We start from the raw sequence: 26,410 nt of genomic DNA, 5'->3' as shown, positions 1-26,410 counted from the left end.
AAGTAAACTGGTAAACTATCTTTATTTTGCATACTTTGGGGGTAAGAATGAGAGAAGAATACTACGACACCATGATGTCTGGAAAAATTCCAAAGGGACTTCCTGGCGGATTTTTTGTATATGAAGCAGGCGGTGATGAAAATATAGTATTTGCTGAGCCAAACGTAGTAAGACTATTTGGTTGTGATAGCTTTGATGATTTTATGGAATTGGTTGGTGGCAATTTTAAAGGCATGGTTCACCCGGATGATTTGTATAAAATCGAGAATCAAATCGAGGCCCAGACTATCTATGCGGAAAAAAGACATGATTATGTACGCTACAGAATCATTACCAAACAGGGTGACTTACGTTATATTGAAGATTTTGGGCATCTTCTTCACTGTGGTGATGGAAAGAGCTACTATTCTGTATTCATAGTTGACGTTGATCAAAATGAATACTTGAACACCACAAGTAATTCATATGCTGAGGCTGAGGTTCTGTCATCAAATCGAGAGACCGATGAGCTGACAGGACTATTAAACATGGCTTATTTCTATAATAAGGTTCAGTTGCTGTTATCTGCCCCTGAATCACGTCGGCAGCTGGCATCCTTTGTCCATTTTGATATTCCTAATTTTAAACTGTACAATGAGCGACATGGTTTCAAGATGGGCGACGAGCTTTTGTGCGATTTTGGTAGAACGATAAGTGAAGTTTTTTATGGCGGAACTGTTGCAAGATTTTCCGATGATCACTTTGTAGTATACTGTACAGCACCAAAGGAAGAAGTTATCGAATGCGTAGAAGAAGTATATCGCAAGATGCTTCTCACAGATGATGTAAATAAAAAAGTAAAAATAAAAGCAGGTATATATTTCATGGAAGACCGCCGTGCAGAAGTTGGATTAGCATGCGACCATGCAAGACTTGCCTGCAATAGTATAAAAAGTCGACATGATATAAATTATTGTGTTTATGATGATATTATTCGTGATGGCCTGCGCCGTCAGCAGTTTGTTGTTGACCATATTGATGAGGCCATTGCAAAGGATTATATAAAGGTATTCTATCAGCCAATTATAAGAGTTAGCACAGGAAAGATATGTGGATATGAAGCCCTTGTAAGATGGGTAGATCCTGAAAATGGAATGCTTCCTCCTGGATACTTTATTGAGACCCTAGAACATTTTCATTTGATTCATCTTATTGATGAATTTGTTGTAAAAAAAGTATGCCAGGATTATCGAAAGCTTGCAGATGAGGGGGAATCATTAGTTCCAATATCAGTAAACATTTCAAGACTGGATTTTGAAATATGCGATGTTTATAAGCTTCTTTCGGACTTCTGTGAAATATACGAAGTTCCAAGAAACATGATAGATGTGGAAATCACAGAAAGTGCTTTTACAGATAATACTGGACTAATCAAAGAAGAGGCAGGCAGAATTCGCGAGGCAGGCTACGAGATATGGATTGATGATTTTGGCAGTGGCTATTCTTCACTGACCACATTGGCGGATTATCAATTCGATGTACTTAAGCTTGATATGGTATTCCTGCGAAGCGCAGATAAAAATCCAAAGACTAAAACTTTAATGAGTTATATTATAAAGACCGCAAATCAGCTGGGAGCATCTCCTCTATGTGAAGGCGTTGAGACTAAGGAACATTATGATTTCCTTAAGGAAGTTGGTTGTGAAAGGGCTCAAGGCTTCTACTTCGGAAAACCTATGCCTCTTAATGAGATGTTGGATAGAATGTATGAAAAAGGAATGCAGTGGGAAGAATAATTCCCACTGCATTTTTTGATCAATATTAAAGCTGAGCTGTACAATGTGGGCAACGAGTTGCCTTGATATGAATCTTACTGTAGCAATATGGGCAATCCTTCTCGGTTGGCTCTGCTGCTTCAGCCTCTTCTTTATTTTTCTTTAAAAGAGCAGCGGCTCTTTCTGTTCCTCTGTTGATACCCTTGATAATGCAGAAGATTACAAGAGCAGTAATAAGGAAATTGATAATTGCTGTAATAAAATTACCATATGTAAGAACTGGTGCGGCCTCTCCAGTTCCAAGGGTAACTTTTAATTCAGAAAAATCTGTTCCTCCAAAGATTCCAAGGATTGGAGTGAGGATATCTTCGTTAAGGGAAGTTACGATAGCTGTGAAAGCACCACCTACGATGACACCGACAGCCATGTCCATTACATTTCCACGAAGAATAAATTCTTTAAATTCAGAAATAAAACCATTCTTTTTGCTCATAGATTACCTCCCTATTAATAAAAAGTGTGAAATATATTTTTATCACATTTATTTTACCGATTTAAAAGTATATTAGCAATAATCTTAACCAATAATATCTAGATAAACCGATAAAAATTAGTTCAAATTGTAAAAATATAAAAAATTGAAAAATAAGTATTGATTTTATACTTAATATTTGGCAAAATCATAATATACTAATTGCGAACAGATTTAGAGGGAGGATTAATCTAAATGTTTTGTGTAAAATGCGGTAAAGAAATTATGCCTGGTGCAAAGTTCTGTACAGGTTGCGGTGCACCAGCGCCAGCAGCTGAGCAGCCAGCACCACAGCCAATTCCACCAGTACAACAGGCTCCAGTAGAACAGCCAGTTCCACCAGTACAACCACAACCAACTCCAGTTCCACAGCCACAGCCTATGCCTCAGCAGGTGGATGTGAAAGCTGCAAAAAAGGCTGCCAAGGAAGCAAAGAAGGCTGAAAAGAGAGCAGCTAAGGCTGCCAAGAAAGCTGCCAAGGCAAATAATGAAGGCGGAAGTAAAAAGCCACCAGTTTTTGTTTGGATTATTATTGCAGTACTAGTGGTTGCAGCAGCGGTAGCAGCAGTATTTGTTTTGCATCGCTCAAAGACTATCAATGTAAATGATTACATGACTGTAGAATTCACAGGATATGATTCAATGGGCAAGGCTGAAGTTACAATCGATGAGTCATTCTGGGAAGATTTATATAACAAATCTAGATTTGAAGATAAATCAAAGGTGAAGAAGTCATTCACTTCGCACTATGGCCCTGCAGACTATATGGAAGAGGCTGTTGGAAAGAAAATCAGTTATGACGTTGACCCAGAGAAAAAGCTTTCAAACGGAGATGAGGTAACTGTTTCTTGGAAGATTAAGGCTGATTCAATCGAAAAGAAATATGGCGTAAAGGTTGAGTACGAGGATGCTTCATACACAGTAGAAAAGCTTGAAGAGCTTAAAGAGTTCGATCCATTCGATGGAATCGAAATTTCTTATACAGGTATTGAAGGTGATGGTAAGGCATCTATCAAGGTAGTTAAGGAAGATGCAGTTTATAACGACTTCTCATATTCATCAAGCCAGAGCTACTACTTATCAGAGGGAGATATCATTACCGTAACATACGCACCATCATACAGCGAGGATGAGCTTGCAGAAATGTGTGCAGAGAAATATGGAATGGTTCCTACTGCAGTTACAAAGGATTATAAGGTAGAGGGCCTTGGTCATCTTCTTAAGGATTCTACAGAGATTACTGAGGAGAGCATGGGTTCTGTAATCGAAGATTGCGAAAAGAAGATTAAGGATGTTTCTCGCCTCAGTTCAATGGAGGAAATGCAGAGCATAAAGTACTTAGGTTCATACCTTCTCCAGGAGGCAGATTACTCTGAAGGAAATGAAGTAATTGCTGTCTTTGAGTGCTCAGTGATGCTGTCTGATTCAGATTCATTAGATACTGATTCATTTACATTCTATACATATGTTGAAATCAACAATGTTAGCATCAATGAAAAGGGTGAATGTGGTTACGAAAAGATTCTTGGTACAACAACCACAACAGTACAATACAAAACAAAGTTTGACAAAAAGTTTAATTACTATGGATATGAAAAAGAAGCCGATTGTAAAGCAGAAATCGAAGAGGCAATTGACTGGTATGTAAAGTACTATGGATTGGTTACTTCAAACACATTCGGTGAGGCTTTATAAGCCAGTTTAACTAACAAAGAAAGACTTCTCACACAGGCGTGTGAGAGGTTTTTTTTTATGCTGGTTTCGATTATAATAGAATAATCGAATTATTAAATCAGGAGAATTTGTTATGGGTTTATTTGACAAAAAGAAAAAAGAACAAGAGGTTAACACAAAGGCAGCTGAAAACCTCAATATCGAAGATACTGACGTGACTGACAAGGTAGATACTAGCAATAGATTCTTCGTATTGGTTGAGGGTGTCACATCAATGCTTGATGGAAATGGAAGCATCATTTCAGGACAGCTTTACGGCCAGCTCCACAAGGGCGACCAGGTATATTTATATCAGGCCAATGCACAGGTTGCAGAATGTGAAATTCAGGCTGTTGAAGCTCTTGTTGAAGAAAAGACTTCAATCGTAGATGAGGCAGAGAACACATCAGTTTCTCTGCAGCTCAATCTTCCAGACGAGGTGGCAGTTCGTAAGTATGCTGTCATCACAAATCTTAAGCCACAGGAAAAGGTGGACCCAAGGGTTTCTATCGAAAATCCAGCATTAGCAGGAATTATTAATGGTATGGTTAAGTTTGGCAAGGATAATGGCTTCCATGCAACACTTGCTTACTGGCTCAGCCATGGTCATTTCATTACACCAATCAAAATGGATATTGAGCCTGAGCTCAATGAAAATGGTGTTGCAAAAATCAGCAAGGATACAAAAATCGGATTCTACATGCTTAAGTCTCAGATTAAGCTTACTGGCACACCAGAGGATAAAGATAGCTTAGTACTTCCACTATTTACAGACTGGGCATCACTTCGCAGATGGAAGAATCTTGCAAAGGATGGACAGAGAGTACATACTCAAATTCTTTCATTCCAGGATGTTTACGGAATGCTTAAGCGTGGAAATGTTTATTCCGGAATTGCGGTTAATCCATTTAACGAAGTTCCATGTACACTTCCAATTCCTTATTTGGACACTATCACAAACACACCGGGCTACAAAAACGATTTCGGAATCAAGGAAAATGGAGCAGGCGCTGTTCAGGAGCAGAAGATTCCAGCAGGAAAGAGAATACTTCTTGGTGTTCCAAAGGAGACAGAAGAGGTTGTTGCTATTCGTAGCAAGCTTGAGGAATATGGACAGGAGCACGATGATATTAAATCTATCAGCTTCCTTACAAAGGTTGAAGAGGATACAAAGGTTGTTCGCCATCTAGTAGTATTGGAGTTTCCAGAGGGGTACGAAACAGAAAATATGAAGCAGCATATGGAAGCAATCTACAAAGAACTCAATCCGCTTGCACAGGAGATCAAGCAGATTGAATATGCAATAAAGGGGCGCATAAAGGCTATCGATGATGTAGTCGAGCAGCATGAGCAGCAGATGCTGATATATAGAGCGGAGAAATAGTAGGCTTGTTATCGTAACCAGCGTATTTAAGGGGGGAATTAAATAATGAAATTAGATGTTAAGAAGACAGTGCAAATGGGGTTTGCATTTCTTTCGATTTGCGCATTTTGGCAGATGTACAACGCACTGATTCCGCTTGTACTCACTGGCACATTCCATCTTAATGAGACCATATCAGGGGTGATTATGGCTATGGATAATGTGCTTGCACTTTTCTTACTACCAATGTTTGGTGCTATATCAGATAAGTGCAAAAGCAAGATGGGCAAGCGTAAGCCATTCATTCTTTTTGGAACTATCGCAGCAGTTATTCTTATGATGCTGCTTCCAATTGTTGATAATAGCTACTTTGCTAATCCAACAATCGAAAAAGAGATTCTATTTATTGGAATACTTGGTGCGCTTCTTGTGGCAATGGGTACATATCGTAGCCCAGCCGTTGCTCTTATGGCAGATTGTACTATCAAGCCATTTCGTTCAAGGGCCAACGCCATCATCAATCTGATGGGGGCCATAGGAGGAATCATTTATCTTGGGGTTGCAGCAGTGCTATATCCTGCTTCAAAGATAAAGGATTTGGAGCACGTAAATTACATATTGGTTTTTGCAGTAGTAGCAGGAATCATGCTTGTGTCTTTATGCATTGTAATGATTACTGTAGATGAGGTGGCACTTAACAAACAGGTAGAAAACTATGAGCTTCTTCATCCAGAGGAAGTGTTCACTATAGAGGATGAATCTGGAAATGAAGTGCTTCCTACAGAGGTAAAGCGTTCATTAGTATTTTTACTTATTTCAGTAGCGTTATGGTTCATCGCATACAATGGCATGGAGACATGGTTTACAACATACGCTGTCAGAATGTGGGATATGGCTCTTGGAGATGCTTCGTTATGTCTTCTTGTAGCTACAGCAGGTGCTATTGTTTTCTTTATACCATCAGGTATTGTGGCATCTAAAATAGGCAGAAAGAAAACAATTCTTCTTGGAATCGTAATCCTGGGAGGAAGTTTTTTTGCAGGTTTCATATTTACACTGATTCACCCAAGCTTTTCGCCACTGCTTTATGTTCTTTTTGCATGTGTAGGTATAGGTTGGGCGTTTATCAATGTAAATTCACTTCCAATGGTTGTAGAAATGTGTAAGGGTTCAGATATCGGAAAATTCACAGGATACTACTACACATTCTCAATGGCAGCCCAAATCGTAACACCTATTGTTGCAGGGTGGCTGCTTTTACATGTGGGATATATCACACTTTTCCCATATGCTACCGTATTTGCGATAATGGCATTTATTACAATGATGTTTGTAAAACATGGAGACGGAAATGTGGAGGCTAAACGCGGCTTGGAAGCTTTTGAAGATATGGATTGATGTTACAAAAGCAAGGAAAAGAGGTAATAAACCAATGAATAAACCATTAGTATTTGCTCACAGGGGAGCCAGTGGCTATTTCCCTGAGAACACTATTCCTGCCTTTAAAGAGGCAGTTAGAATGGGGGCAGATGGAATAGAGCTTGATATACACAAAACAAAGGATGGCCAGCTTGTTGTCATTCATGATGAAAAAATAGACAGAACATCTAATGGTAAGGGAGATGTTAAGGATTTTACTTTGGAGGAGCTTAGAAAGTTCAATTACAATGCTACTCATCCAGAGTGTAAGGAAGCTCCTATTCCTACCATGAGAGAAGTGTTCGAGCTCATTAAGCCAACTAATCTAATAATCAATATTGAGCTTAAAACCGGAATCGTTTTTTATGAGGGGATAGAGGCAGATATTCTTGCCATGACTAAGGAATTTGGCATGGAAGACAGAGTAATCTATTCATCCTTCAATCACTATAGTGTTATGAAAATAAAGGAGCTTGATCCTACTGCTAGGACAGGATTCCTCTATATGGATGGCACTTTAAACATGCCAGAATATGGTAAGGAACATGGTGTGGAAGCATTGCACCCTGCTCTTTATAATGTGCAGTATCCTAATTACGTACAGAGATGTCATGAGCTTGGATTGAAAATCAACACATGGACTGTTAATTCTAAGCAGTATATGCACATGGCATGCGAAATGGGATTGGATGGAATCATCACAAACTATCCAGACAAGGCATTAGAAATAGTAAACAGCTACAATTGGGACTAAAATGAAATTTGAAGATATATTTATTAAGGAGCAGGATTTTGCCAACACTATGAAGGGCAAAGTCCTTCCTTTTCTAAAGGATAAAACAAAAGAAGGGTATTTTGAGAATAAGGATGGTATGCAACTGCATTATGCAATGATGGTGCGCCCAGATGAAAAGGCATCAATTGTTATTTCTCATGGCTATTGCGAATTCACAACCAAGTATTCGGAAATGTTGTATTACTTCTATCAGATGGGGTATTCTGTGTTCATTTTGGACCACAGAGGACATGGTCTTTCTGATAGAGAAGTGGAAGGTTATTACAAAATTCACGTAAATAGTTTTCAAGATTACATTTCAGATTTTAATGAATTCATTGAAAAGATAGTTAGACCGGAAAGTGTTACGGAGCGTTTGATTCTGTTTGCACATTCAATGGGCGGAGGAATAGGTGCATTATACTTAGAGCAATACCCAGACGTGTTTAAAAAGGCTATTCTTTCATCACCTATGATAGAGCTTTCTACTGGTGATACCAGCAAGGTAATTGTTAAGATGCTAGCTTTGCTATCGTACATACCTTTCTTTAAAAAGAGATATTTGCCGGGGTATCATGATTATGATCACACATTCAAATATCCTAGATGTTCAGCTTTATCAAAGGCGAGATATACATTCCAATACGAGGAGAGAGAAAGAGAGAAGCATTATCGTACAAACGGATGCACCTTTGGTTGGTCCAGAGAAGCATTTAATGTTTCTAAAAAAATTCTAAAAAACGCAAGCCTAGTAAAAATTCCTGTTATAATAATGCAAGCAGCGATGGATACCTTGGTAATGCCAAAGGCTCAAAACGAATTTGCAAAGCGTGCACAGAACTGTCAGCTTAAAAGATTTGAAGGTAGCAAGCATGAAATATTCAATGCTACAGATGACATTATCCTTGAGTATTACAACGAAGTGTTTAGTTTTATGCAGGGTTTAGAATAGGAGTTAGCAATGTCAGATAAAGATTTTAGAGAATTTGACCCAGATGAGAAATCTACTACAGATATCTCAGACGAGGTTATAGAGGAAGTTACAGGTCAGGAAATGAATAAGGATAAGGTAGATCATGAGGATAAGCCTACCGAGTTCTGCTATATCTGCCACAGACCTGATAATATTGCAGGCCCATTAATCAAAATGGCTCCTGGAATGAGCGTATGCCGCGATTGTATGCAGCACACATTCGATTCTATGGGTGGATTTGGTTTCGGCGGAGGAGACAATTCAAAGAGCAATGTTGATATGAACAAGATTCCTAACATCAGCTTTTTGAACCTTGGAAGCCTCTTTGGCGAGGGACCAAAGGTTAAGAATGCTCACGGTGCTGCAAGCCAAAAGGCAGAGGATAGACCAGCGCCAGCAATCGACATCAACAATATCATCCCACCACACAAAATCAAGGCAATGCTTGATGAGTATGTGGTTGGACAGGATTATGCTAAAAAGGTTATGTCTGTTGCTGTTTATAACCATTACAAGCGTGTGGCTACAGGCACAATGGATGATATTGAAATCGAGAAGTCAAATATGCTTATGCTTGGACCTACAGGTTCGGGAAAGACATATCTTGTTCGTACATTAGCAAGACTTTTGGATGTGCCTCTTGCTATTACAGATGCCACATCTCTTACAGAAGCAGGCTATATTGGCGATGATATCGAATCAGTAGTTAGCAAGCTTCTTGCAGCAGCCGGAAACGATGTTGAACGTTGTCAGCAGGGAATCATTTTCATCGATGAGATTGATAAGCTTGCAAAAAAGAAAAATACAAATCAGCGTGATGTAAGTGGCGAGTCTGTACAGCAGGGAATGCTCAAGCTTCTTGAAGGTGCAGATGTTGAAGTACCTATCGGAGCTTCAAGCAAGAATGCTATGGTGCCTACCACTACAATCAACACACGCAACATTCTATTTATTTGCGGTGGCGCTTTCCCAGCTATGGATGAAATTATTAAGGCTCGTCTTAATAAGCATTCATCTATGGGATTTATGGCAGATCTTAAGGATAAATACGACGATGACAAAAATATCCTTCAGAAGGTTACAGTGGAGGATTTAAGAGAGTTCGGTATGATTCCAGAATTCATCGGACGTCTTCCAATTGTATTTGCTACAGAGATGCTCGATGAGGATATGCTTGTTCGTATCCTTAAGGAGCCAAAGAATGCAATTATCAAGCAGTACCAGAAGCTGCTTGAGCTTGATGAGGTTAAGCTTGACTTCGAAGACGAGGCCCTCCATGCCATTGCAAGAAAGGCTCTTGATAAAAAACTTGGAGCGAGAGGTCTTCGCTCTATCATAGAGGAATTCATGCTGGATATCATGTATGAGATTCCAAAGGACGATAATATTGGCCAGGTAATCATTACTGAGGATTATATAGAGAAAAAAGGTGGTCCTAGAATACTTGTTAGGACAACAGGAATGATACCTGAAAAAGCAGCTGCTAATTAAGAACTTACTGTTATGTAACTCCGGTATTATTTGGTGTTAACAGGCATTAAGTAACGAAAATAAAAATTTGTTCAAAATATTCGGACATTTTCTTTACTTTGAATAAGTGTTCTGTTAAACTAAGTTTAGTCGAGCAAAGCTCGGCAAGTAATATATTGGAGGTACTTTAGCATGAGCAAAGGTACAGTTAAGTGGTTCAACAATTCAAAGGGCTACGGATTTATCTCAGACGAAGCTGGAAACGATGTATTCGTTCACTTCAGCGGCATCAACTCAGAGGGATTCAAGACTCTCGAAGAAGGTGCTACAGTTGAGTATGAAGTAACTGATGGGGCAAAGGGACCACAGGCTGTTAACGTAACAGTTGTACGTTAATCAATTTTTTAATCATTAATCTATTTTTCGGATACCTTTGGTTATGTTATGAAAAACAAGCTTTAAGGCAATACAAAAAAGATTAAGGGGAGAGGCAGTGTAAGAAATTACGCTGCCTTGTTTTTTTAAGGAGAAAGTTTGAAAAGGTTTATACACACTATTGTTAATTTAATAGCTGCGTTGTTGATAATGACAGGTCTGTTTATTGCAGTTTGTTTATTTCTCAGCTTTACCAAAGAGGACTTTGATTTAGAGGGACTTACCAGCGTTAGAAGTGTTTCGGATTTAGTTGAATGGTATAACGGAGAATCAATGGAAGCAATGATTGGAGAGCCAGTCATTGTGGAATCTGTATCCTATGACAGATATGTATACCAGACTTTGTCAGAAGAGGAACAAGAAACCTACGATCAGATATATGATTGCATCATAAACTACAAGGACAAGGTCACTCTTTCCACAAAGGATAAAGATGTGTTAGCCAAGGCCTATGAGGGAGTGATGGCGGACTATGGTAATCTGTTTTGGATAAGTGGCTATCAGTATAATACATATGCTTCTGGTAGCAATATCTTAGGGCTGGAATTTGAGCCTAAGTACACAATGAATCAGGAGCAGAGGGACATCTATCAGGTTAAGATAGATTCAGTGGTGGCAGATTGGCTATATGGCATCAATCCAGAGGCTACCGATTTTGATAAGGCTCTTTATGTATTTGAAACATTGATAGAAAAAGTAGATTATGACGCTGATAGTCAGGAAAATCAGAATATCTTAAGCGTATTTATATATCAGTCTACCGTTTGTCAGGGATATGCAGATGCAGCTTGGTATCTGTTGGATCAGCTTGGCATTAAGAGCACCATAGTCACAGGAACAGCCAATAATGAAAGCCATGCATGGAATTTGGTTTATTTAGATGATGCATATTACTATATGGACGTTACATGGGGAAATAGCAAGTACCTTGACGACAACAATGACACATCAAAAAGAATAAACTATGCTTACCTTGCTATGACTACCGAGGAAATAAGCCAAAATCATGTTATTACATCCTCATTTGAGGTCCCAGAATGTTTATCTAATGTTGATAATTATTTCGTGAAAAAAGGCCTTTATTATGATTGGTTCGGCGTTGATTCTATAGGTAATCGTCTGGCAGCGTCATATAGTGCCGGAGATGAAGAGATATCATTAAAGTTTAGCAATTCCGATTTATATACTAGAGTGCAGAGCTATTTCTTTGATGAGAAGCATATTTCCGACTATATACAGGAGCTTGAGTCCGTATATTATTTGTTGGATGAAAACTCAAATGTAATAACAATAAAATGGAGATAATACACATGTGGTTTTAAAAACTACATGTTGAATTAATAAAAACTATTTACGTGGAACAATAGGGGTGCTATAATAAGTACCACGGAGGAATTGTATACCATGTATAGAGTTATTATTGATAGTTGTGGAGAGTTAACGAAAGAAATGCAGGAGGATGGACATTTTGTTAACGTCCCTCTCACTCTGGAGGTAGGAGACCAGCAGATTATCGATGACGAGAGTTTTGATCAGGCATCATTTCTTAAAGCAGTTGCAGAATGTAGCACATCTCCTAAATCAGCCTGCCCTTCACCAAATGCCTATATGGTAGAGATGGAGTGCGACGCAGAGCGAATCTACGTAGTTACACTTTCAGCACAATTATCTGGTTCATATAATAGTGCATGCTTAGCAAAGGACTTATACGAAGAAGACGATGAGTCAAAGCAGATATATGTGTTTGATTCAAAGTCAGCATCCATTGGTGAAACACTTATCGGTCTTAAAATCGCCGAGTGTGAAAACAAAGGAATGTCCTTTGAAGAGGTAGTAAAAACAGTTGAAGAATACATTGCTGGACAGCACACATTCTTCGTTCTTGAGACACTTGAAACACTGAGAAAGGCAGGTCGTCTTTCTAATCTTAAGGCAGCTATTGCCGGCACATTAAATATCAAGCCTGTTATGGGCTCTACCGACGAGGGAAGCATTCAGCAGCTTGGTCAGGCCAGAGGTATGGTAAAGGCTTTGGATAAAATGGGCCAGTGTCTTGTAGACGTTACAGAAAATTGCGAGGAAAAGATTCTTGCAATATCTCATTGCAACTGTTTAGAGCGTGCTTTATCATTAAAGGAAAAAATGGAGTCTATGGCTAAGTTCAAGGAAATCTTCATTGTTGATACACGCGGCGTCAGCAGCATGTATGCCAATGACGGAGGCTTGATAATGGTCATTTAATTGCAATGACATACGAAGAAATAGTTTATACAATTGATAATAAACGCCGATTTGGCAAAGCATGTGGAAGAGATGTAACAAAGGAGCTAATGAAAGCTCTGGACTATCCTGAAAAGGATTTACATATCATTCACATCGCTGGAACCAACGGCAAAGGTTCAGTAGCAGCTTTTGTGAGTAGTATCTTGCAGGCTGCTTCTTTTGCATCTAAGGATCATTTTAAGGTAGGTTTGTTTACATCACCTCATCTTATTGAGTACACAGAGCGCATTCAGATTGATGGAAAGCAGATTTCTAGAGAAGATGTTACAAGACTGGGTGAACGCCTGTTATCACTGGAGTTGAATCTAGAACCAACTATGTTTGACTATTGGTTAGCCATGGCAATGCTTTATTTTAAGGAGCAAAATGTCAAATATGTGGTGCTCGAAACGGGACTTGGTGGAGCAAAAGATTCAACCAATGGATTGAGTGTAAAGCCAGAGGTTTGTGCAATCACTTCTATCGGTTTGGAACATACTCAGTACCTGGGAAATACACTTGGAGAAATTGCTGGAGAGAAGGCGGGTATCATTAAAACAGGTGTGCCTGTTGTTATCGGTGAGATGCCTGATGAAGCCAGTGAGGTTATAATAAACAAGTGTAAGGAACTTGGCTGCCCGTACACTATGGCAGGTGAAGTTTCGAAGGATAAAAAACTAGGACTATTTGGAAATTATCAGAGAAAAAACGCTGCGGTAGCAATAGAGACTGTAAAAAGCCTTGAGTTGGCCATTAATAATCAGAACATTGATTCAGGACTTGCAAAAGCAGTTTGGCCTGGAAGGATGCAAATCATATCTGAACATCCTTTTATAATGGTGGATGGAGCTCATAACCCATCTGGAGTGCAGGCTTTATATGAAAGCTTGCGTACAGAATTTCCAAAGGAAAAAATATCATTTATAATGGCAGTAATGGCAGATAAAGATTATTTGTCTATGGCAAAAATCATGGCTCCTATTGCCCAAAGGATTTATACAGTTACGGTTGAGTCAGATAGAGCTTTACAGGCCAAGGAATTGGCTGATGCAATAGGAGAGCTTGGTATAGATGCAAAATCCTGTGATTCCTATCAGGATGCCTTAAATCAGGCCCTGTCGCAGGATGAAAAGGTTGTTGCATTTGGTTCGTTGTATTTTATAGGTGAAGTGCTTGGCATGAAAGGATGAGAATATGTTTCGAACTAGACAAGAGGCGTTACAGCAGCTTGGATTGGCTCCAAACGCTACAGAGGCTCAGATAAAAAATGCATATAAGGATTTGGTTAAGAGATTCCATCCTGATGCTACTGGAAGTGCAGATACTACTGTCTACAACAAAATCGTAGAGGCGTACAAGTACCTTCAGGCAGACAATGATGGCAAGGCTCTTGTTCACAGCAAAGTTCTTGGTAAGACAAGCAAACGCTCAACAGCTAGCAATGCAGATTATGCAGCATTCCAAAAGAAAGCTGCTAGGCAAAAGCAGCGTAAGGCAGAGGAATTCGAGCAAAAGCAGAAGGAATTCTCTGCAAAGGTAAAGAAACAGGATGAAGATTATAAACGTGCAATGGATGCCATAGATGCTATCCGCGTTGCACGAGCAATACAGTCCATGGTATGGGCTAATGGTTTAGGAAAAGATGAAGGAAGTAATAAAGAATAAAAAAGAAAGTATATTTTGGTCGGTAGTGGTGGTAGCTTTACCAACTATGCTAGAGCAGATTCTATCTGTACTTATGCAATATGTTGATACTGCCATGGTAGGCCGTCTCGGTGCCAATGCTACAGCAGCTGTGTCTACCTCTACCACAATCACATGGTTAGTAGGCAGTATGCCATATGCTTTTGGTGTTGCTGCAATGACACTTATTGCGCAAGCGATTGGAGCGGGCGAAGAGCATAAGATAAAGCTTGTGGCTAAGCGAAGCTTAGTATTTGCTCTAGGAGTAGGTGCTGTGTTAGAGGTTATCTGCCTTGCGCTATCTCCATTTGTTGCCACTTGGATGGGAGCAGAAGAGGCAATTAGGCCTGCAGCTACACGATACTTTTTCTGGATATCAGTACCAGTAATTTTAAAGTCAGTACAGTACATTTTGGCATCTGCAATCAGAGCCACAAAAGACACAAAGACACCAATGGTTATCAGCATTTCTATTAATGCTGTAAACCTTGTGTTGGATTATATATTCATATACATGTTAGGACTTGGAGTAGATGGAGCTGCCTATGCTACCTGTATATCAGCAGCATTAGGTGGAATCCTCACATTAATCGTGTTCTTCAAGAATCCGTTGTTGTCATTTAAGGGAAATCTTTTCGAGGAAGACAAAGAGACTACTCAGAAGATGTGGAAGCTATCTCTTCCAATTCTGCTAATAAACGTTGCATCAACATCAGGCTATGTTGTTTTTGCAGGATTAGTATCACACATGGGTACAATCATCTTTGCGGCACACAGCATTGCAGTTGGTGCAGAGGAGCTGTTCTATATAGGTGGATATGGCTTCAAATCCGCAGCAAATACTATGGTTGGAATTGCCTATGGCGAGCAGAATCATGAAAAGTATCATGCTGTGTGCGTCAGCAGTATAGTTTGTACCCTTGCAGTTATGACGCTCAGCGGTGTTTTGCTATTCATTTTTGCAGAAACATTGATGGGATTTTTCACTACAGATGCCAGCGTTATTGCACTGGGCACTACGGTTCTCAAGATGGTCGCATTCAGCGAACCTTTCTACGGAATGTATGTAATCTCAGAAGGTATTTATTATGGACTTGGCAAAACCAAGTATCCATTCGTAATAGAATTTGGAGGTATGTGGCTTGTTAGAATACTTGCCACATACCTCGGAATTCATTTCTTCAACCAGGGACTGGTTTATGTTTGGACTTGTATGATTGCTGACAATGTAATCAAGGCAACCTTGCTTACACTGCCGCTTCCTCGCCTTTGGAAACAGGTCGATCATTTCTCTGAATAGTTGTAACTTTGATTTCTTCTGATGGTAATTCCACCTGGAAGAATCGTACGTTTTCAGTAAGAGCTTCAGCAATTGCCTGGAGCTCATTTGCTTGTTCTACAACAGCTGTCATTGATTCATCAAGCTGTGATAGTGATGCACTGGTTTCTTCGGTAGATGCTGCATTCTCCTGTGAAATAGAAGATAGAGAATCTACAGACTGAAGAATATTATTCTTACCATCATCCACATTCTTTACAAGCTCAACAATCTGATTATTGCCAGCTTCGGTTTCCTGAAGCAGGTTAAGCATTTCATCAAATGATACGCTCATTTCTTCAAGAGCAGCAGCCTCAGTAGTGGTTGCTGCTTTTATTTCTTCAGCAAGCTGTTTATTGTTCTCAGAATAGTGTGTAATTGTTGATAACATGCCTGTAATTTCACCTGCAAGTGTATTTGTTTCCTCTGCCAGGTTCTTGATGTTATCTGCAACAACTGCAAATCCACGGCCGGCTTCTCCTGCACGTGCTGCTTCGATAGAAGCATTAAGAGCTAGAAGGTTTGTCTGGCTTGAAATGTTGATGATACCCTCTGCAGCAGCAGAAATCTGGGATACAACGTTTGCAGTCTCACCAACAGAATCTGAAACCTCGCTAGCAACTGTATCTGTATTTTGATCCTGAATCTTTATCTGCTCAAGCATCTCTTTCAACTTAGAAGACTTGTCATATACCATCTGGCCGTTTTCAAGGTTGTTATTTGCTGATTCAAGAACCTTATCAACAGCTTCTCCAATTTCAATTGTGATAGCAGAAGCATTGCTAACATCCTGTGCCATAGCTGTAGCACTTTCTGCAATATCATAAACAGCAGAATTGATATTGTTTGTTGTCTGCTGAGAAGCGGAAAGGTTGTCCTTTGCAATTTCTGCTTTTGAATTAACATCCTGAGCGTGGTCAATAACTCTTACAAGAGCATTTCTCAAATCGTGGCGCATTGACTCAAGTGAGTTGCCGATGGCGTTGAAATCACGAATAAATGAGTTTGGACGAATCTTTGTGACGAAATCTCCGCCAGAGATTGTGTCAACAGAAGCTCTAATGTTCTTAAGGTTTTTATTAATAGTCATGATTATGAAAATTGAGAAGAGTAAAAGTATGAGTGAAATCACGACAAATACACCAAGTGTTATAAGGATTGCGATAGTAGCATTTGTATGGTTATATTCTCTTTCCTGCTCAGCCCAAAGCTCTACAATATCGCTCATTTCAGATAGAGCATTGCGGGCTGCTGAAAAGTGATTAATCCAAGTAATGAAATCGCCCTGGCCTGTAACAAAGTCATAGTCCTTTTCCCATAGAGCGTAGTTAGTGTTGAAATCATCGTAGAGAGTAGACATTGTGTTGCCGTTTTCAGATGTTACCTGATTCCACAGATAGTCATTTGTCTTGGCAAGCTCTACAGCCTCATTTACACGCTCTAAAACTTCAGCATTGTTTTCCTCTACCTCATCAAGGTAGCGCTGCGCAGTAGCGTTATCTACGTAGCGTTCATAAGCGTTGTATTGAGTTCCTGCTAACTGTGCCTGGTAAAAATCACGATCCGCATTTGTAAGAAGGTTGCTTATTGAGTATAAGGTGTCAAAATAGACCTTTTCATCTTGAAGCATGATTTCTGACTGGCGGTATCCGCTTACAAGATTACTGATTAATAAAGCAACAATAAGGGGAAGCACCATTGTGAGCAATAGTGCATTTAGGCTGAATCCAGCCCTAGACTTTTTTTCCATAATACATTAATCTCCTTCTCATAATTATGTATACAATAATCTAGTGAGTAGCTCCATTTTACTATGTTTTTCGACATTTTTGTTGCATTTTATAACCTTTTTTAGAAAATAGGTTATATTCACAAAAATTATGTGAAAAAATTGTTGACATATAACAATAATCATGATAAAGTGCTCTAGGTTTAGTAATGATATATTTTGACTAGGTTTTATTGTGAGGTGAAATATGGAACTTACAACACTTAATAAAGAGTACAAATTACTTCGTGAAGAGAGTAATGAAAAATTTATAAAGATGACTCAGGTTGAGCCAGAGATTAACTTAGTAGAAGAGTACTGGATTACATCTGATCACACATTAGGAAATGCTAGATGCTATTTTGATTCATACGAAATGAGCATTGAGTATGCATTAGACAGAGTTGATTACAGAATGACTCTTAACTCAGATGGTCAGAAGCCATTCATCATTTTAGTAAATGGCAAGGCAATCAACACTAAGGGACAGCTTGAATCTTTCCTTAACGGAGATTTTACAATCAAAGCTGACAACATTGTGGAAAGCAACGTACGTCGTCTTTACTCATAATAGTGTAATGAAAAAACAGCCTGTTACGACTACAAGCCTACTGATTTCTCCGCTCGGCGGGAATGCCTCGCTTGAGAAATAGTAGAGCTTGATGTCTACAGGCTGTTTTTATTTACTCTATGATAATAAAGACGACGCCGCTACATTAACGGCTAGCCTTTATCCAAAGTAGCGCTTGAGTAAGCCTTCGAGTGCCTTACCGTGACGAGCTTCGTCGCGAGCCATCTCGTGTACTGTGTCGTGGATTGCATCAAGGTTGTTCTTCTTTGCACATTTTGCAAGATCGAACTTACCAGATGTAGCACCGTATTCACAATCTACACGCCAAGCAAGATTCTTCTTTGTAGAATCTGTCATATTAACTTCTAAGTCAGAACCAAGCAATTCTGCAAACTTAGCTGCATGCTCAGCTTCTTCAAAAGCAGCTTTTTCCCAATATAAACCAATTTCAGGATAACCTTCTCTATGAGCTACACGAGCCATGCAAAGGTACATACCAACCTCTGAGCACTCGCCCTCGAAGTTAGACTTGAGCTGCTCGAAAATATATTTCTTATCTTCATCAGAAATCTCTGGATTATTTTTTACTGTAGACGCATATACGCCAAATTCGTGCTCAGCAGCAAGTGTAAGCTCGCCTTCAACCTTCTTAAACTTATCGCTCTTTGCATGGCAGATAGGGCACTCCTCTGGTGGATTCTCACCTTCATAAACATAACCGCATACAGAACAAACATACTTTGCCATAATTAGACTCCTTTCACATTAACCATTGTTATTTGTTTCATTATTAATTACACAGTCCTTGCAAATGCCTGTAAATAAAAGTGAGGCCTGCTCAACTGTGCCAATTCCGGCGCTAGATGCTGCAAGAATTTGATCTACACTAGGAGTAACATCCACATCCATCAGCCTATGACAGCATCTACAAAAGTAATGGCTGTGAGCTGAAGTATCAGCGTCGAAGTGGTCGGTTCCATCGCCAGTTGAAATCTTTCGTACCTCTCCTAATTCGACGAGAAGAGTGAGATTTCTATAAACCGTACCAAGACTGATTTTTGGATTTTCCTCCCTGACATGCTGATAAATAACATCTGCTGTAGGGTGCTCCTTGGTAGACATTAAATATTCTTTTATGGATTCTCTTTGTCTACTATAATTCATAAAATGCACCTGCCTTTTAAAACTACATTGGCAAAATCAATAATGATTATCTATATAATATCATGTATGCGTAGAAAGTCAATATAAAAATAGGAACAATTACTATTTTATAAAACTAATTTTAGTTAGTCTAAAAATTCATTGAGCTCTCAATAGAATAAAAAAATAATCCCGAATCCAAATGGATTCGGGATTTCTTTATGCTTTAAGTGTAATATATCCTACATTTTTTAGATTGTTCATGTATACGCTAAGTCGCTCATAAAGTGGCTCAGCTTCTTCACCGTACTTTTCTTTGACAAGCTGTCCAATTTCGTAAACAGATCTCTTGCCATCAATACAAGTGAAAATGTAGCTACCCATTCCTTCAAGATGAATGTGGGAGATAGCTGGCTTATGAAAAAATTTTTGAGCAATACGATTTGTAATGCCTGTGTTTTCCATATCTACTATAACTTCACCAGATTCATCCGTGGTCCAGGTAAGTCCATTTTTAATTTCGAATACATAATCTAAAAAGTTGTCTGATTTATTATTTTTCATTTTTCTTTCCCTTAGCAGCATACCAAACTGCAGCAACTACAAGAGCTAAAAGGATGAAGGCCTGAACGTTTCCTGATGGAATAACAGATGAAAGGTTCATCTTATCAAGAAGGCCTGTTACAGCGAATATTGCAAGTAATACACCGACGATACCTTCACCAGCAATAAGACCTGAGCAGAAGAGGATACCCTTTCCGTTTTCGTTCTTTGCTGCGCGCTTCTTGTCTGTGAAAAGTCTTACAAGACCACCAAGCATGATTGTAGATGAAAGCTCAAGTGGAAGGTAAAGACCGATAGCAACTGGAAGTGCACCGATACCAAGAATCTCAACAGCGATTGAGATAAATGCACCGATAAAGATAAGTGCCCATGGAAGATTTCCATTCATAACACCTTCGATAATCATCTTCATCATTGTAGCCTGTGGAGCTGCAAGAGCGTCTGTACCGAAACCGTAAGCAGAGTTAAGAAGAATCATAACACCACCGATTGCAAGAGCAGCTGCGATAGTACCCATGATTTCACCGTACTGCTGCTTCTTAGGTGTAGCACCAAGGATGTAACCTGTCTTAAGATCCTGTGATGTATCACCAGCCATGCATGCTGCGATACAAATGATAGAACCGATTGCGATAGCACCCTGCATACCGTGAGCACCTGTATCACCAGCAACCTTTAAGCAGATTGTAGCGATAAGGATAGTAGCAATTGTCATACCTGAAACAGGGTTGTTTGAGCTACCTACAAGACCAACCATACGTGAAGAAACGGCACTGAAGAAGAAACCGAATACTACGATAATGATAGCACCAAGTAATGAAACTGGTACAGCAGGTACAAGCCAGATAGCAATGATGAGTACTACGATAGCACCAAGTACAAATCTGATATCCATATCAAGAGCTGTTCTTTCGTTTGTTGTAGCACCAGCATTCTTAATGCTCTTGATTGAATCCATAAATGTCTTAACGATAAGTGGAAGTGTCTTGATAAGGCTGATAATACCAGCAGAAGCAACGGCACCTGCACCGATATACTTAATGTAGCTTGCCCAGATAGCTGAAGCACCGCCAGTAGCATAAAGCTCAGCAACAGAAACGCTAGCTGGATACATAACGATGTCGCCACCAAATGTAACGATTGCTGGGATGAGAACGAACCATCCGATTACACCACCGGCGAACATGTAAGCTGAAATACGAGCACCGCAGATATAACCAACAGAAACAAGAGCTGGATAAACTTCTGCAGAAAGCTCTGTCTTTAAAGCGTCAAGCTTGAGTGTAACTACACCCTGGATAGCATAAAACCCATCTACAAGAAGCTTTACTACAGCACCGATTCCCATACCAATGAAAACGGATTTAGCTGATGAGCCACCCTCTTCACCTGCAAGAAGAACCTCTGCACAAGCAGTTCCTTCTGGATAAGGGAGAACACCGTGCTCCTGAACGATAAGTGCGCTACGAAGTGGAACCATGAAGAATACTCCAAGTAAACCACCAAATAAAGCGATTACAGTAATTGTAACAAGTGAAGGTGTTTCCATAACGCCTTCCTTTGCCCAAAGGAAAAGTGCAGGCATTGTAAAGATTGCACCTGCAGCAAGTGACTCACCGGCTGAACCGATAGTCTGAACCATGTTACTTTCAAGGATTGAATCCTTCTTTAATATAACACGGATAACTGCCATAGAAATAACAGCGGCTGGGATAGAAGCTGAAACTGTCATACCAACTCTAAGTCCCAAGTAAGCGTTCGCTGCACCGAAGATTACAGCAAGAAGAAGACCCATAATAATAGATGTAAGAGTCATCTCTGGAGTTACCTTGTCAGCAGGAACGTAAGGTTTAAATTCCTGATTCATAATATTTTGTCTCCTTATAATAACAACAGTTTTTACATTATATATTCACTTTAAAGTGGATGCAAATTGATGTATTAAAGTATTAAAGCGCTAAAGTGCAACCGGTAAACCTTGAAACTTAAACGTTTTAGGCTAAAAAGTTCATTAATTGTTCACAAAATGCCTATGGACAAAACTGAGTTGTGAGACTATTATATAGAAGTTCGCTGTATAGACGATAAATTTATAGATGGGGAGGCATGAAAAAATGGCTATTGGTGAAATTATTACTTGCACAAGTCCTGAAGATTTGTACAGAAGAGCAGAGGACTTACTTCAAAAAGGAGTAAAAACAGTATTCGTTGCACGTAACACATTAAAGGTTGTCAGCGTTACTACAAAATAAATCCGAAATGCATGGGCCGATGGAATTATCCATCGGTCTTTTTATATTGTTGATTTAATTTTACACTTTAACTTACTAAAGTAATATGATAGAATGAATCACATGATAAGTTTTGGGTAAAGGAGAAGAGATATATGAAAAAGAAAGTCTTATCGATGGTTTTAAGTATGGCTATGGCAACTGCAATGTTAGTTGGTTGTGGTGCATCTTCAGATAATAATGAGACTATCAAAGAAGAGGAAACTGCGGCTAACGCTGAGGGAAAGGTTTACAAGGTTGGTATCGTTCAGTATGTAGACGATGCTTCTTTAAATCAGATTGTAGCCAACATTGAGTCACAGCTTGATTTGCTTGCAAAGGAAAACGGATGCACATTTGAGTACGAAGATTACTACTATAATGGCAATGCAGATTCAACAACAATCAACCAGATTGTTACTGAGCTTATCAATGATGAAGTGGATGTGCTTGTTCCAATTGCAACTCCTACAGCAATGATTTGCCAGGCAGCAACAGAGGATAATCAGATTCCTGTTGTATTTGCAGCTGTATCAGATCCAGAGGCAGCAGGACTTGTAGAGAGCAATGATGCACCTGGTTCAAATGTTACAGGAACATCAGATGCGTTAAATACAGAGGCAGTTCTCGATTTAATGCTTGAGCAGAATAGAGACTTAGATAAAGTAGGCTTACTTTACGACAAGGGGCAGGATTCATCAGCAGGACCAATCAAGGATGCAAAGAAGTACCTAGAGGCTGCTGGTATTGAATATGTTGAGAAGACAGGAAACACAAATGATGAGGTTATGCTTGCTGCAGATGCACTTGTTGCAGAAGGGGTAGAAGCAGTATTCACACCAACTGACAACACTATCATGACAGCAGAGCTTGGAATCTATGAAAAGTTTATTGAAGCTGGAATCCCACATTACTGTGGTGCTGATTCATTCGCTCTTAATGGTGCTTACCTTGGCTATGGTGTAAACTATGCGACACTTGGCAAGGAGACAGCAAACATGGTTGCAGAAATCCTTGTAGAAGGCAAAAATCCAGCAACACTTCCTGTTAAGACTCTTGATAATGGAACAGCTACTGTTAACACTGAAACAGCAGCGGCTCTTAATCTAGATTATGATAAGCTTCGCGATATGTGCGATGGATTAGTTGAAGTGCAGACAGCGGAGGAATTTGATTAATGTCTAGTATTTTTACAGTGTCGATTTTTCAAAGTGCTTTAGAGCTAGGGTGTATATACGCCCTAGTTGCTTTGGCACTTTTTATTTCTTTTACAATACTTAATATTGCAGACTTAACAACAGATGGCTGTTTTACATTAGGCTGCGCCGTTGGTGCTATGGTTACTTTAGCTGGCCATCCATTTCTTGCGCTAATTGCTGCCATGGTGGCAGGTGCAATGGCTGGCTTTGTCACAGCCTTTTTGCAGACAAAACTTGGTGTAGAATCAATTCTTGCAGGTATCATTGTTAATACCGGGTTATATACAATAAACATTGCTGTTATGGGATTTTCTTCTATAGCAAACCTCTTTGGGTGTGACACTATATTTTCTATAGGAAAGGATACTCTCGGCAGCACATTCCTCGGAGATTGGTATAAGGTTATTTTGGTAGCTCTCATTGTGGCAGTGATATCTTCTATTTTATGGTGGTTCCTTGGCACCACTTTAGGTATGTCTATTCGTGCTACAGGTGACAATGCAGATATGGTTAGATCATCATCTATCAATCCTACATTCACCATCACAGTAGGACTTTGTTTAGCAAACTCATTTACAGGACTTTCTGGTGCTTTGATTGCCCAGTATCAAAAGTCAGCAGATATTAATATAGGAACAGGAATGGTGACCATAGCCCTTGCTTCCTTAATCATTGGTCAAACCTTGATTGGAAATAAGGGAAGCATGCTGCGCAGGATTTTAGGAACAATTCTTGGATCAGTGCTTTATCGTTTTATAGTTGCAATAGCTCTTAGACTTTCTGTACCAGCAGAGGCTTTAAAGCTTGTATCGGCACTTATCGTTGCTATTGCAATTGCGGCTCCTTATGTAAAGAAAAAGGTTGCCCTTAAAAAGAGAGAGTTTGCCAACTATAGAGGCAATGTAAAGGGGGAGGTAAAGTAAATGCTGAAAATCGATAATATTTCTAAGACCTTCAACCCGGGTACAGTTAATGAAAAAGCTGCGCTAACAAATCTTTCTTTAGAGCTAAAGAATGGAGATTTTGCCACAATCGTTGGTTCAAACGGAGCTGGAAAATCTACAATGTTTAATGCAATTGCAGGCACATTTATTGTTGATGAAGGTAATATTTATTTGGACGATGAGGATATCACCTTCAAAAAAGAATATATGCGAAGCAGAGTCATTGGTCATCTTTTCCAGGACCCATTGAAAGGCACAGCCCCTAATATGACCATAGAAGAAAATATGGCTTTAGCATATCTCAGGGCATCTCATTCTTCAGGAAAACTCTTTTCTAGAATTAGTGCAAAGGACAAATCTCGATTTAGAGAACAATTATCCTTGCTTGGAATGGGACTAGAGGATAGAATGAAACAGCCGGTTGGTTTACTTTCAGGTGGACAAAGACAAGCTCTTACACTTTTAATGGCTACATTTGTTACTCCAAAGCTTTTACTTTTAGATGAGCATACTGCAGCTCTTGATCCAGCCACAGCAGAAAAGGTTTTGGATCTTACGAAATCAATTGTTAAGGAACAGGGAATAACTTGTCTGATGGTTACACACAATATGCATCAGGCATTGGAGGTTGGCAATCGTACACTTATGATGAATGCTGGTCACATTGTGTTTGATACAGAAGGAGAAGAGAGAGCCAAGCTTACAGTTGCAGATTTGTTAGAGAAGTTTAAAACTGGCGCTGGGGAAGAATTAGACAATGATAGGGTTTTACTTTCATAACTTTTATGCAAGTTACCACTTTAAATCACTAAAGTGTTCTAGTATTATATAAGCTATATAAAATTTAGGAAGAGGAAATAATAATGAAAAAGGTAGTTAAATTTGGCGGAAGTTCATTAGCTGATGCGGGTCAGTTTAAGAAAGTTGGGGACATCATCCGTGCAGACGAAAACAGAGTATTCGTAGTTCCATCTGCACCAGGCAAGAGAAACAGCAAGGACACAAAGGTTACAGACATGCTTATTGCCACATACGAGGCAGCAAAGGCAGGCAAGGATGTTGCTGAAAACCTTGCAGCTATAAAGGCTAGATACGATGAGATTATTACAGGTCTTGATTTAAAAGGCTTTTCTCTTGATGAAGATTTTAAGAAGATTGCCGCCGATATTAAAGAAGACCTTTCATTAGATTATTTAGCAAGCCGCGGAGAGTTCCTTAACGGTAAGATTATGGCTGAGTATTTGGGCTATGATTTCATCGATGCTAAGGATGTGATTTTCTTCAACGAAGAAGGTCAGCTCAACGCATATAAAACAGAAAAGACAATGTCAAAGGCACTTGAGGAGCATCCACATGCTGTTATTCCAGGCTTCTACGGATGCGGTAAGGATGGCAAAGTAAAGACATTCTCACGTGGTGGTTCCGATGTTACAGGTTCAATCGTAGCTGGAGCAGCCAAGGTGGATGTATACGAAAACTGGACAGACGTATCAGGCTTCTTGATTTGTGATCCACGTATTGTAAAGAATCCTGTTGCTATGCAGACAATCACATACAGAGAGCTTCGCGAGCTTTCATATATGGGCGCTTCAGTTCTTCACGAAGATGCTATTTTCCCTGTTCGTTCAGCAGGTATTCCAATCAACATCAAGAATACTAACAAGCCAGATGATGAAGGTACATGGATTGTTGAAAGCACAGGACAGCGCAATGAATACGTTATCACAGGTATTGCAGGTAAGAAGGGATTCTGTACAGTTCTTATTACAAAGTCTCTTATGAACTCTGAGGTAGGTTTCTGTAGAAAGGCACTTCAGGCATTTGAGGACAATGGAATTTGTATCGAGCACATGCCATCAGGTATTGATACTATGACTGTTGTTGTTCATGAGGATGAGTTCATTAACAAGGAGCAGGCTGTAGTTTCAGCTATTCACAGAAACTGCTCACCAGATTCTATCGAAATCGAATCAGACCTTGCACTTATTGCAGTAGTAGGTCGTGGTATGAAAAACACTCGTGGTACTGCCGGCAGAATCTTTGCAGCCCTTAGCCATGCCCATGTAAATGTTCGCATGATTGATCAGGGCTCTTCTGAGCTTAATATCATAATTGGTGTAGAAAATGCAGATTTTGAAGCAGCAGTGAAAGCTATCTATGATATTTTTGTAACTACAAAGTTATAGAAAAATATGATTGTTAATGGGTGAATTTTTTGTTTCCTCAAAGGGCTCAATATGGTATACTACCTACA

General features: G+C 39.5%; 25 protein-coding genes. 19 read left to right on the top strand and 6 right to left on the bottom strand.

All coding sequences use genetic code 11. The features are described from left to right. The first annotated feature begins 47 nt into the window (after positions 1 to 47). Positions 48 to 1,775 carry a GGDEF and EAL domain-containing protein gene (locus CRN97_RS06015; RefSeq protein WP_097076219.1) on the top strand — a complete coding sequence of 576 codons (1,728 nt, stop codon included), beginning with the start codon at positions 48 to 50 and terminating at the stop codon, positions 1,773 to 1,775. Positions 1,776 to 1,800: 25 nt separating this feature from the next. Here CRN97_RS06015 and mscL read toward each other — a convergent pair whose 3' ends face one another. Then, a complete protein-coding gene (gene mscL, locus CRN97_RS06010) occupies positions 1,801 to 2,247 on the bottom strand; it encodes a large conductance mechanosensitive channel protein MscL (protein ID WP_044937048.1) in 447 nt (148 codons plus the stop codon). 234 nt (positions 2,248 to 2,481) lie between these two features. Here mscL and CRN97_RS06005 point away from each other — a divergent pair, with 234 nt between their 5' ends. The 12 genes from CRN97_RS06005 to CRN97_RS05950 all read left to right on the top strand — a co-directional run bounded on the left by CRN97_RS06005 (position 2,482) and on the right by CRN97_RS05950 (position 15,679). Then, the gene (locus CRN97_RS06005) at positions 2,482 to 3,981 is read left to right on the top strand and encodes a zinc ribbon domain-containing protein (RefSeq protein ID WP_097076218.1); all 1,500 of its coding nucleotides are present in this window, start codon (positions 2,482 to 2,484) and stop codon (positions 3,979 to 3,981) included. Between the two features lie 112 nt (positions 3,982 to 4,093). Continuing rightward, positions 4,094 to 5,383, top strand: coding sequence for an SseB family protein (locus CRN97_RS06000; RefSeq protein ID WP_097076217.1), 1,290 nt, complete (start codon positions 4,094 to 4,096; stop codon positions 5,381 to 5,383). A gap of 45 nt (positions 5,384 to 5,428) precedes the next feature. Then, positions 5,429 to 6,760, top strand: coding sequence for an MFS transporter (locus CRN97_RS05995; RefSeq protein ID WP_097076216.1), 1,332 nt, complete (start codon positions 5,429 to 5,431; stop codon positions 6,758 to 6,760). Between the two features lie 34 nt (positions 6,761 to 6,794). Next, positions 6,795 to 7,535, top strand: a complete 741-nt coding sequence (locus CRN97_RS05990; protein WP_074788897.1) for a glycerophosphodiester phosphodiesterase — start codon at positions 6,795 to 6,797, stop codon at positions 7,533 to 7,535. Between the two features lies 1 nt (position 7,536). Beyond that, positions 7,537 to 8,508, top strand: a complete 972-nt coding sequence (locus CRN97_RS05985; RefSeq protein WP_097076215.1) for an alpha/beta hydrolase — start codon at positions 7,537 to 7,539, stop codon at positions 8,506 to 8,508. A 9-nt stretch (positions 8,509 to 8,517) separates the two neighbouring features. After that, positions 8,518 to 10,020 carry an ATP-dependent Clp protease ATP-binding subunit ClpX gene (clpX, locus tag CRN97_RS05980; protein WP_097076214.1) on the top strand — a complete coding sequence of 501 codons (1,503 nt, stop codon included), beginning with the start codon at positions 8,518 to 8,520 and terminating at the stop codon, positions 10,018 to 10,020. Between the two features lie 171 nt (positions 10,021 to 10,191). Further along, positions 10,192 to 10,395 (top strand): cold-shock protein, encoded by a 204-nt coding sequence (locus tag CRN97_RS05975; protein WP_028235478.1) that lies wholly within the window; start codon positions 10,192 to 10,194, stop codon positions 10,393 to 10,395. A 138-nt stretch (positions 10,396 to 10,533) separates the two neighbouring features. Next, a complete protein-coding gene (locus CRN97_RS05970; RefSeq protein WP_097076213.1) occupies positions 10,534 to 11,739 on the top strand; it encodes a transglutaminase domain-containing protein in 1,206 nt (401 codons plus the stop codon). A 99-nt stretch (positions 11,740 to 11,838) separates the two neighbouring features. Then, positions 11,839 to 12,675: a DegV family protein gene (locus CRN97_RS05965; protein WP_074788654.1), complete on the top strand. Its 837-nt coding sequence runs from the start codon at positions 11,839 to 11,841 to the stop codon at positions 12,673 to 12,675. 5 nt (positions 12,676 to 12,680) lie between these two features. Continuing rightward, positions 12,681 to 13,886, top strand: coding sequence for a bifunctional folylpolyglutamate synthase/dihydrofolate synthase (locus CRN97_RS05960; protein ID WP_097076212.1), 1,206 nt, complete (start codon positions 12,681 to 12,683; stop codon positions 13,884 to 13,886). A 4-nt stretch (positions 13,887 to 13,890) separates the two neighbouring features. Continuing rightward, the gene (locus CRN97_RS05955; RefSeq protein ID WP_097076211.1) at positions 13,891 to 14,361 is read left to right on the top strand and encodes a J domain-containing protein; all 471 of its coding nucleotides are present in this window, start codon (positions 13,891 to 13,893) and stop codon (positions 14,359 to 14,361) included. Further along, entirely contained in the window at positions 14,339 to 15,679 is a 1,341-nt protein-coding gene (locus CRN97_RS05950; RefSeq protein WP_044937082.1) for an MATE family efflux transporter, read from the top strand. Before CRN97_RS05955 ends, CRN97_RS05950 begins: the two co-directional genes overlap by 23 nt. Here CRN97_RS05950 and CRN97_RS05945 read toward each other — a convergent pair. Beyond that, a complete protein-coding gene (locus CRN97_RS05945; RefSeq protein ID WP_097076210.1) occupies positions 15,627 to 17,447 on the bottom strand; it encodes a methyl-accepting chemotaxis protein in 1,821 nt (606 codons plus the stop codon). The genes CRN97_RS05950 and CRN97_RS05945 overlap by 53 nt on opposite strands. 226 nt (positions 17,448 to 17,673) lie before the next feature. Here CRN97_RS05945 and CRN97_RS05940 point away from each other — a divergent pair, with 226 nt between their 5' ends. Continuing rightward, positions 17,674 to 18,036 carry a hypothetical protein gene (locus tag CRN97_RS05940; RefSeq protein WP_090479276.1) on the top strand — a complete coding sequence of 121 codons (363 nt, stop codon included), beginning with the start codon at positions 17,674 to 17,676 and terminating at the stop codon, positions 18,034 to 18,036. A 159-nt stretch (positions 18,037 to 18,195) separates the two neighbouring features. Here CRN97_RS05940 and CRN97_RS05935 read toward each other — a convergent pair whose 3' ends face one another. The 4 genes from CRN97_RS05935 to CRN97_RS05920 form a co-directional block, all read right to left on the bottom strand. Continuing rightward, positions 18,196 to 18,783 (bottom strand): NADH peroxidase, encoded by a 588-nt coding sequence (locus CRN97_RS05935; protein WP_033153398.1) that lies wholly within the window; start codon positions 18,781 to 18,783, stop codon positions 18,196 to 18,198. An 18-nt stretch (positions 18,784 to 18,801) separates the two neighbouring features. Then, entirely contained in the window at positions 18,802 to 19,200 is a 399-nt protein-coding gene (locus CRN97_RS05930) for a Fur family transcriptional regulator (protein WP_074788660.1), read from the bottom strand. A gap of 198 nt (positions 19,201 to 19,398) precedes the next feature. Beyond that, positions 19,399 to 19,743, bottom strand: coding sequence for a PqqD family protein (locus CRN97_RS05925; protein WP_097076208.1), 345 nt, complete (start codon positions 19,741 to 19,743; stop codon positions 19,399 to 19,401). After that, entirely contained in the window at positions 19,733 to 21,610 is a 1,878-nt protein-coding gene (locus CRN97_RS05920; protein ID WP_097076207.1) for an OPT family oligopeptide transporter, read from the bottom strand. Before CRN97_RS05920 ends, CRN97_RS05925 begins: the two co-directional genes overlap by 11 nt. Positions 21,611 to 21,857: 247 nt before the next feature. On the opposite strand from CRN97_RS05920, the gene CRN97_RS14120 reads away from it, so the two are divergent. The 5 genes from CRN97_RS14120 to CRN97_RS05900 all read left to right on the top strand — a co-directional run bounded on the left by CRN97_RS14120 (position 21,858) and on the right by CRN97_RS05900 (position 26,342). Continuing rightward, positions 21,858 to 21,995, top strand: coding sequence for a hypothetical protein (locus tag CRN97_RS14120; RefSeq protein WP_167541216.1), 138 nt, complete (start codon positions 21,858 to 21,860; stop codon positions 21,993 to 21,995). Between the two features lie 134 nt (positions 21,996 to 22,129). Next, entirely contained in the window at positions 22,130 to 23,191 is a 1,062-nt protein-coding gene (locus CRN97_RS05915; RefSeq protein WP_097076206.1) for an ABC transporter substrate-binding protein, read from the top strand. Then, positions 23,191 to 24,135, top strand: coding sequence for an ABC transporter permease (locus CRN97_RS05910; protein ID WP_097076205.1), 945 nt, complete (start codon positions 23,191 to 23,193; stop codon positions 24,133 to 24,135). Before CRN97_RS05915 ends, CRN97_RS05910 begins: the two co-directional genes overlap by 1 nt. Beyond that, positions 24,136 to 24,936 (top strand): ABC transporter ATP-binding protein, encoded by an 801-nt coding sequence (locus tag CRN97_RS05905; RefSeq protein ID WP_044937108.1) that lies wholly within the window; start codon positions 24,136 to 24,138, stop codon positions 24,934 to 24,936. A gap of 83 nt (positions 24,937 to 25,019) precedes the next feature. Next, positions 25,020 to 26,342, top strand: a complete 1,323-nt coding sequence (locus CRN97_RS05900) for an aspartate kinase (protein WP_097076204.1) — start codon at positions 25,020 to 25,022, stop codon at positions 26,340 to 26,342. Positions 26,343 to 26,410: the final 68 nt, after the last annotated feature.

Origin of the sequence: Pseudobutyrivibrio ruminis DSM 9787, assembly GCF_900218035.1 — a bacterium.
Taxonomy (GTDB): domain Bacteria; phylum Bacillota; class Clostridia; order Lachnospirales; family Lachnospiraceae; genus Pseudobutyrivibrio; species Pseudobutyrivibrio ruminis.
This window is presented reverse-complemented; position numbering and strand designations above follow the sequence as displayed.

Excerpts from the sequence above, each read along its gene's own strand:
- CRN97_RS06015 (WP_097076219.1), top strand. The coding sequence starts at position 48 with ATGAGAGAAGAATACTACGACACCATGATGTCTGGAAAAATTCCAAAG.
- mscL (WP_044937048.1), bottom strand. The coding sequence starts at position 2,247 with ATGAGCAAAAAGAATGGTTTTATTTCTGAATTTAAAGAATTTATTCTT.
- CRN97_RS06005 (WP_097076218.1), top strand. The coding sequence starts at position 2,482 with ATGTTTTGTGTAAAATGCGGTAAAGAAATTATGCCTGGTGCAAAGTTC.
- CRN97_RS06000 (WP_097076217.1), top strand. The coding sequence starts at position 4,094 with ATGGGTTTATTTGACAAAAAGAAAAAAGAACAAGAGGTTAACACAAAG.
- CRN97_RS05995 (WP_097076216.1), top strand. The coding sequence starts at position 5,429 with ATGAAATTAGATGTTAAGAAGACAGTGCAAATGGGGTTTGCATTTCTT.
- CRN97_RS05990 (WP_074788897.1), top strand. The coding sequence starts at position 6,795 with ATGAATAAACCATTAGTATTTGCTCACAGGGGAGCCAGTGGCTATTTC.
- CRN97_RS05985 (WP_097076215.1), top strand. The coding sequence starts at position 7,537 with ATGAAATTTGAAGATATATTTATTAAGGAGCAGGATTTTGCCAACACT.
- clpX (WP_097076214.1), top strand. The coding sequence starts at position 8,518 with ATGTCAGATAAAGATTTTAGAGAATTTGACCCAGATGAGAAATCTACT.
- CRN97_RS05975 (WP_028235478.1), top strand. The coding sequence starts at position 10,192 with ATGAGCAAAGGTACAGTTAAGTGGTTCAACAATTCAAAGGGCTACGGA.
- CRN97_RS05965 (WP_074788654.1), top strand. The coding sequence starts at position 11,839 with ATGTATAGAGTTATTATTGATAGTTGTGGAGAGTTAACGAAAGAAATG.
- CRN97_RS05960 (WP_097076212.1), top strand. The coding sequence starts at position 12,681 with ATGACATACGAAGAAATAGTTTATACAATTGATAATAAACGCCGATTT.
- CRN97_RS05955 (WP_097076211.1), top strand. The coding sequence starts at position 13,891 with ATGTTTCGAACTAGACAAGAGGCGTTACAGCAGCTTGGATTGGCTCCA.
- CRN97_RS05950 (WP_044937082.1), top strand. The coding sequence starts at position 14,339 with ATGAAGGAAGTAATAAAGAATAAAAAAGAAAGTATATTTTGGTCGGTA.
- CRN97_RS05945 (WP_097076210.1), bottom strand. The coding sequence starts at position 17,447 with ATGGAAAAAAAGTCTAGGGCTGGATTCAGCCTAAATGCACTATTGCTC.
- CRN97_RS05940 (WP_090479276.1), top strand. The coding sequence starts at position 17,674 with ATGGAACTTACAACACTTAATAAAGAGTACAAATTACTTCGTGAAGAG.
- CRN97_RS05935 (WP_033153398.1), bottom strand. The coding sequence starts at position 18,783 with ATGGCAAAGTATGTTTGTTCTGTATGCGGTTATGTTTATGAAGGTGAG.
- CRN97_RS05930 (WP_074788660.1), bottom strand. The coding sequence starts at position 19,200 with ATGAATTATAGTAGACAAAGAGAATCCATAAAAGAATATTTAATGTCT.
- CRN97_RS05925 (WP_097076208.1), bottom strand. The coding sequence starts at position 19,743 with ATGAAAAATAATAAATCAGACAACTTTTTAGATTATGTATTCGAAATT.
- CRN97_RS05920 (WP_097076207.1), bottom strand. The coding sequence starts at position 21,610 with ATGAATCAGGAATTTAAACCTTACGTTCCTGCTGACAAGGTAACTCCA.
- CRN97_RS14120 (WP_167541216.1), top strand. The coding sequence starts at position 21,858 with ATGGCTATTGGTGAAATTATTACTTGCACAAGTCCTGAAGATTTGTAC.
- CRN97_RS05915 (WP_097076206.1), top strand. The coding sequence starts at position 22,130 with ATGAAAAAGAAAGTCTTATCGATGGTTTTAAGTATGGCTATGGCAACT.
- CRN97_RS05910 (WP_097076205.1), top strand. The coding sequence starts at position 23,191 with ATGTCTAGTATTTTTACAGTGTCGATTTTTCAAAGTGCTTTAGAGCTA.
- CRN97_RS05905 (WP_044937108.1), top strand. The coding sequence starts at position 24,136 with ATGCTGAAAATCGATAATATTTCTAAGACCTTCAACCCGGGTACAGTT.
- CRN97_RS05900 (WP_097076204.1), top strand. The coding sequence starts at position 25,020 with ATGAAAAAGGTAGTTAAATTTGGCGGAAGTTCATTAGCTGATGCGGGT.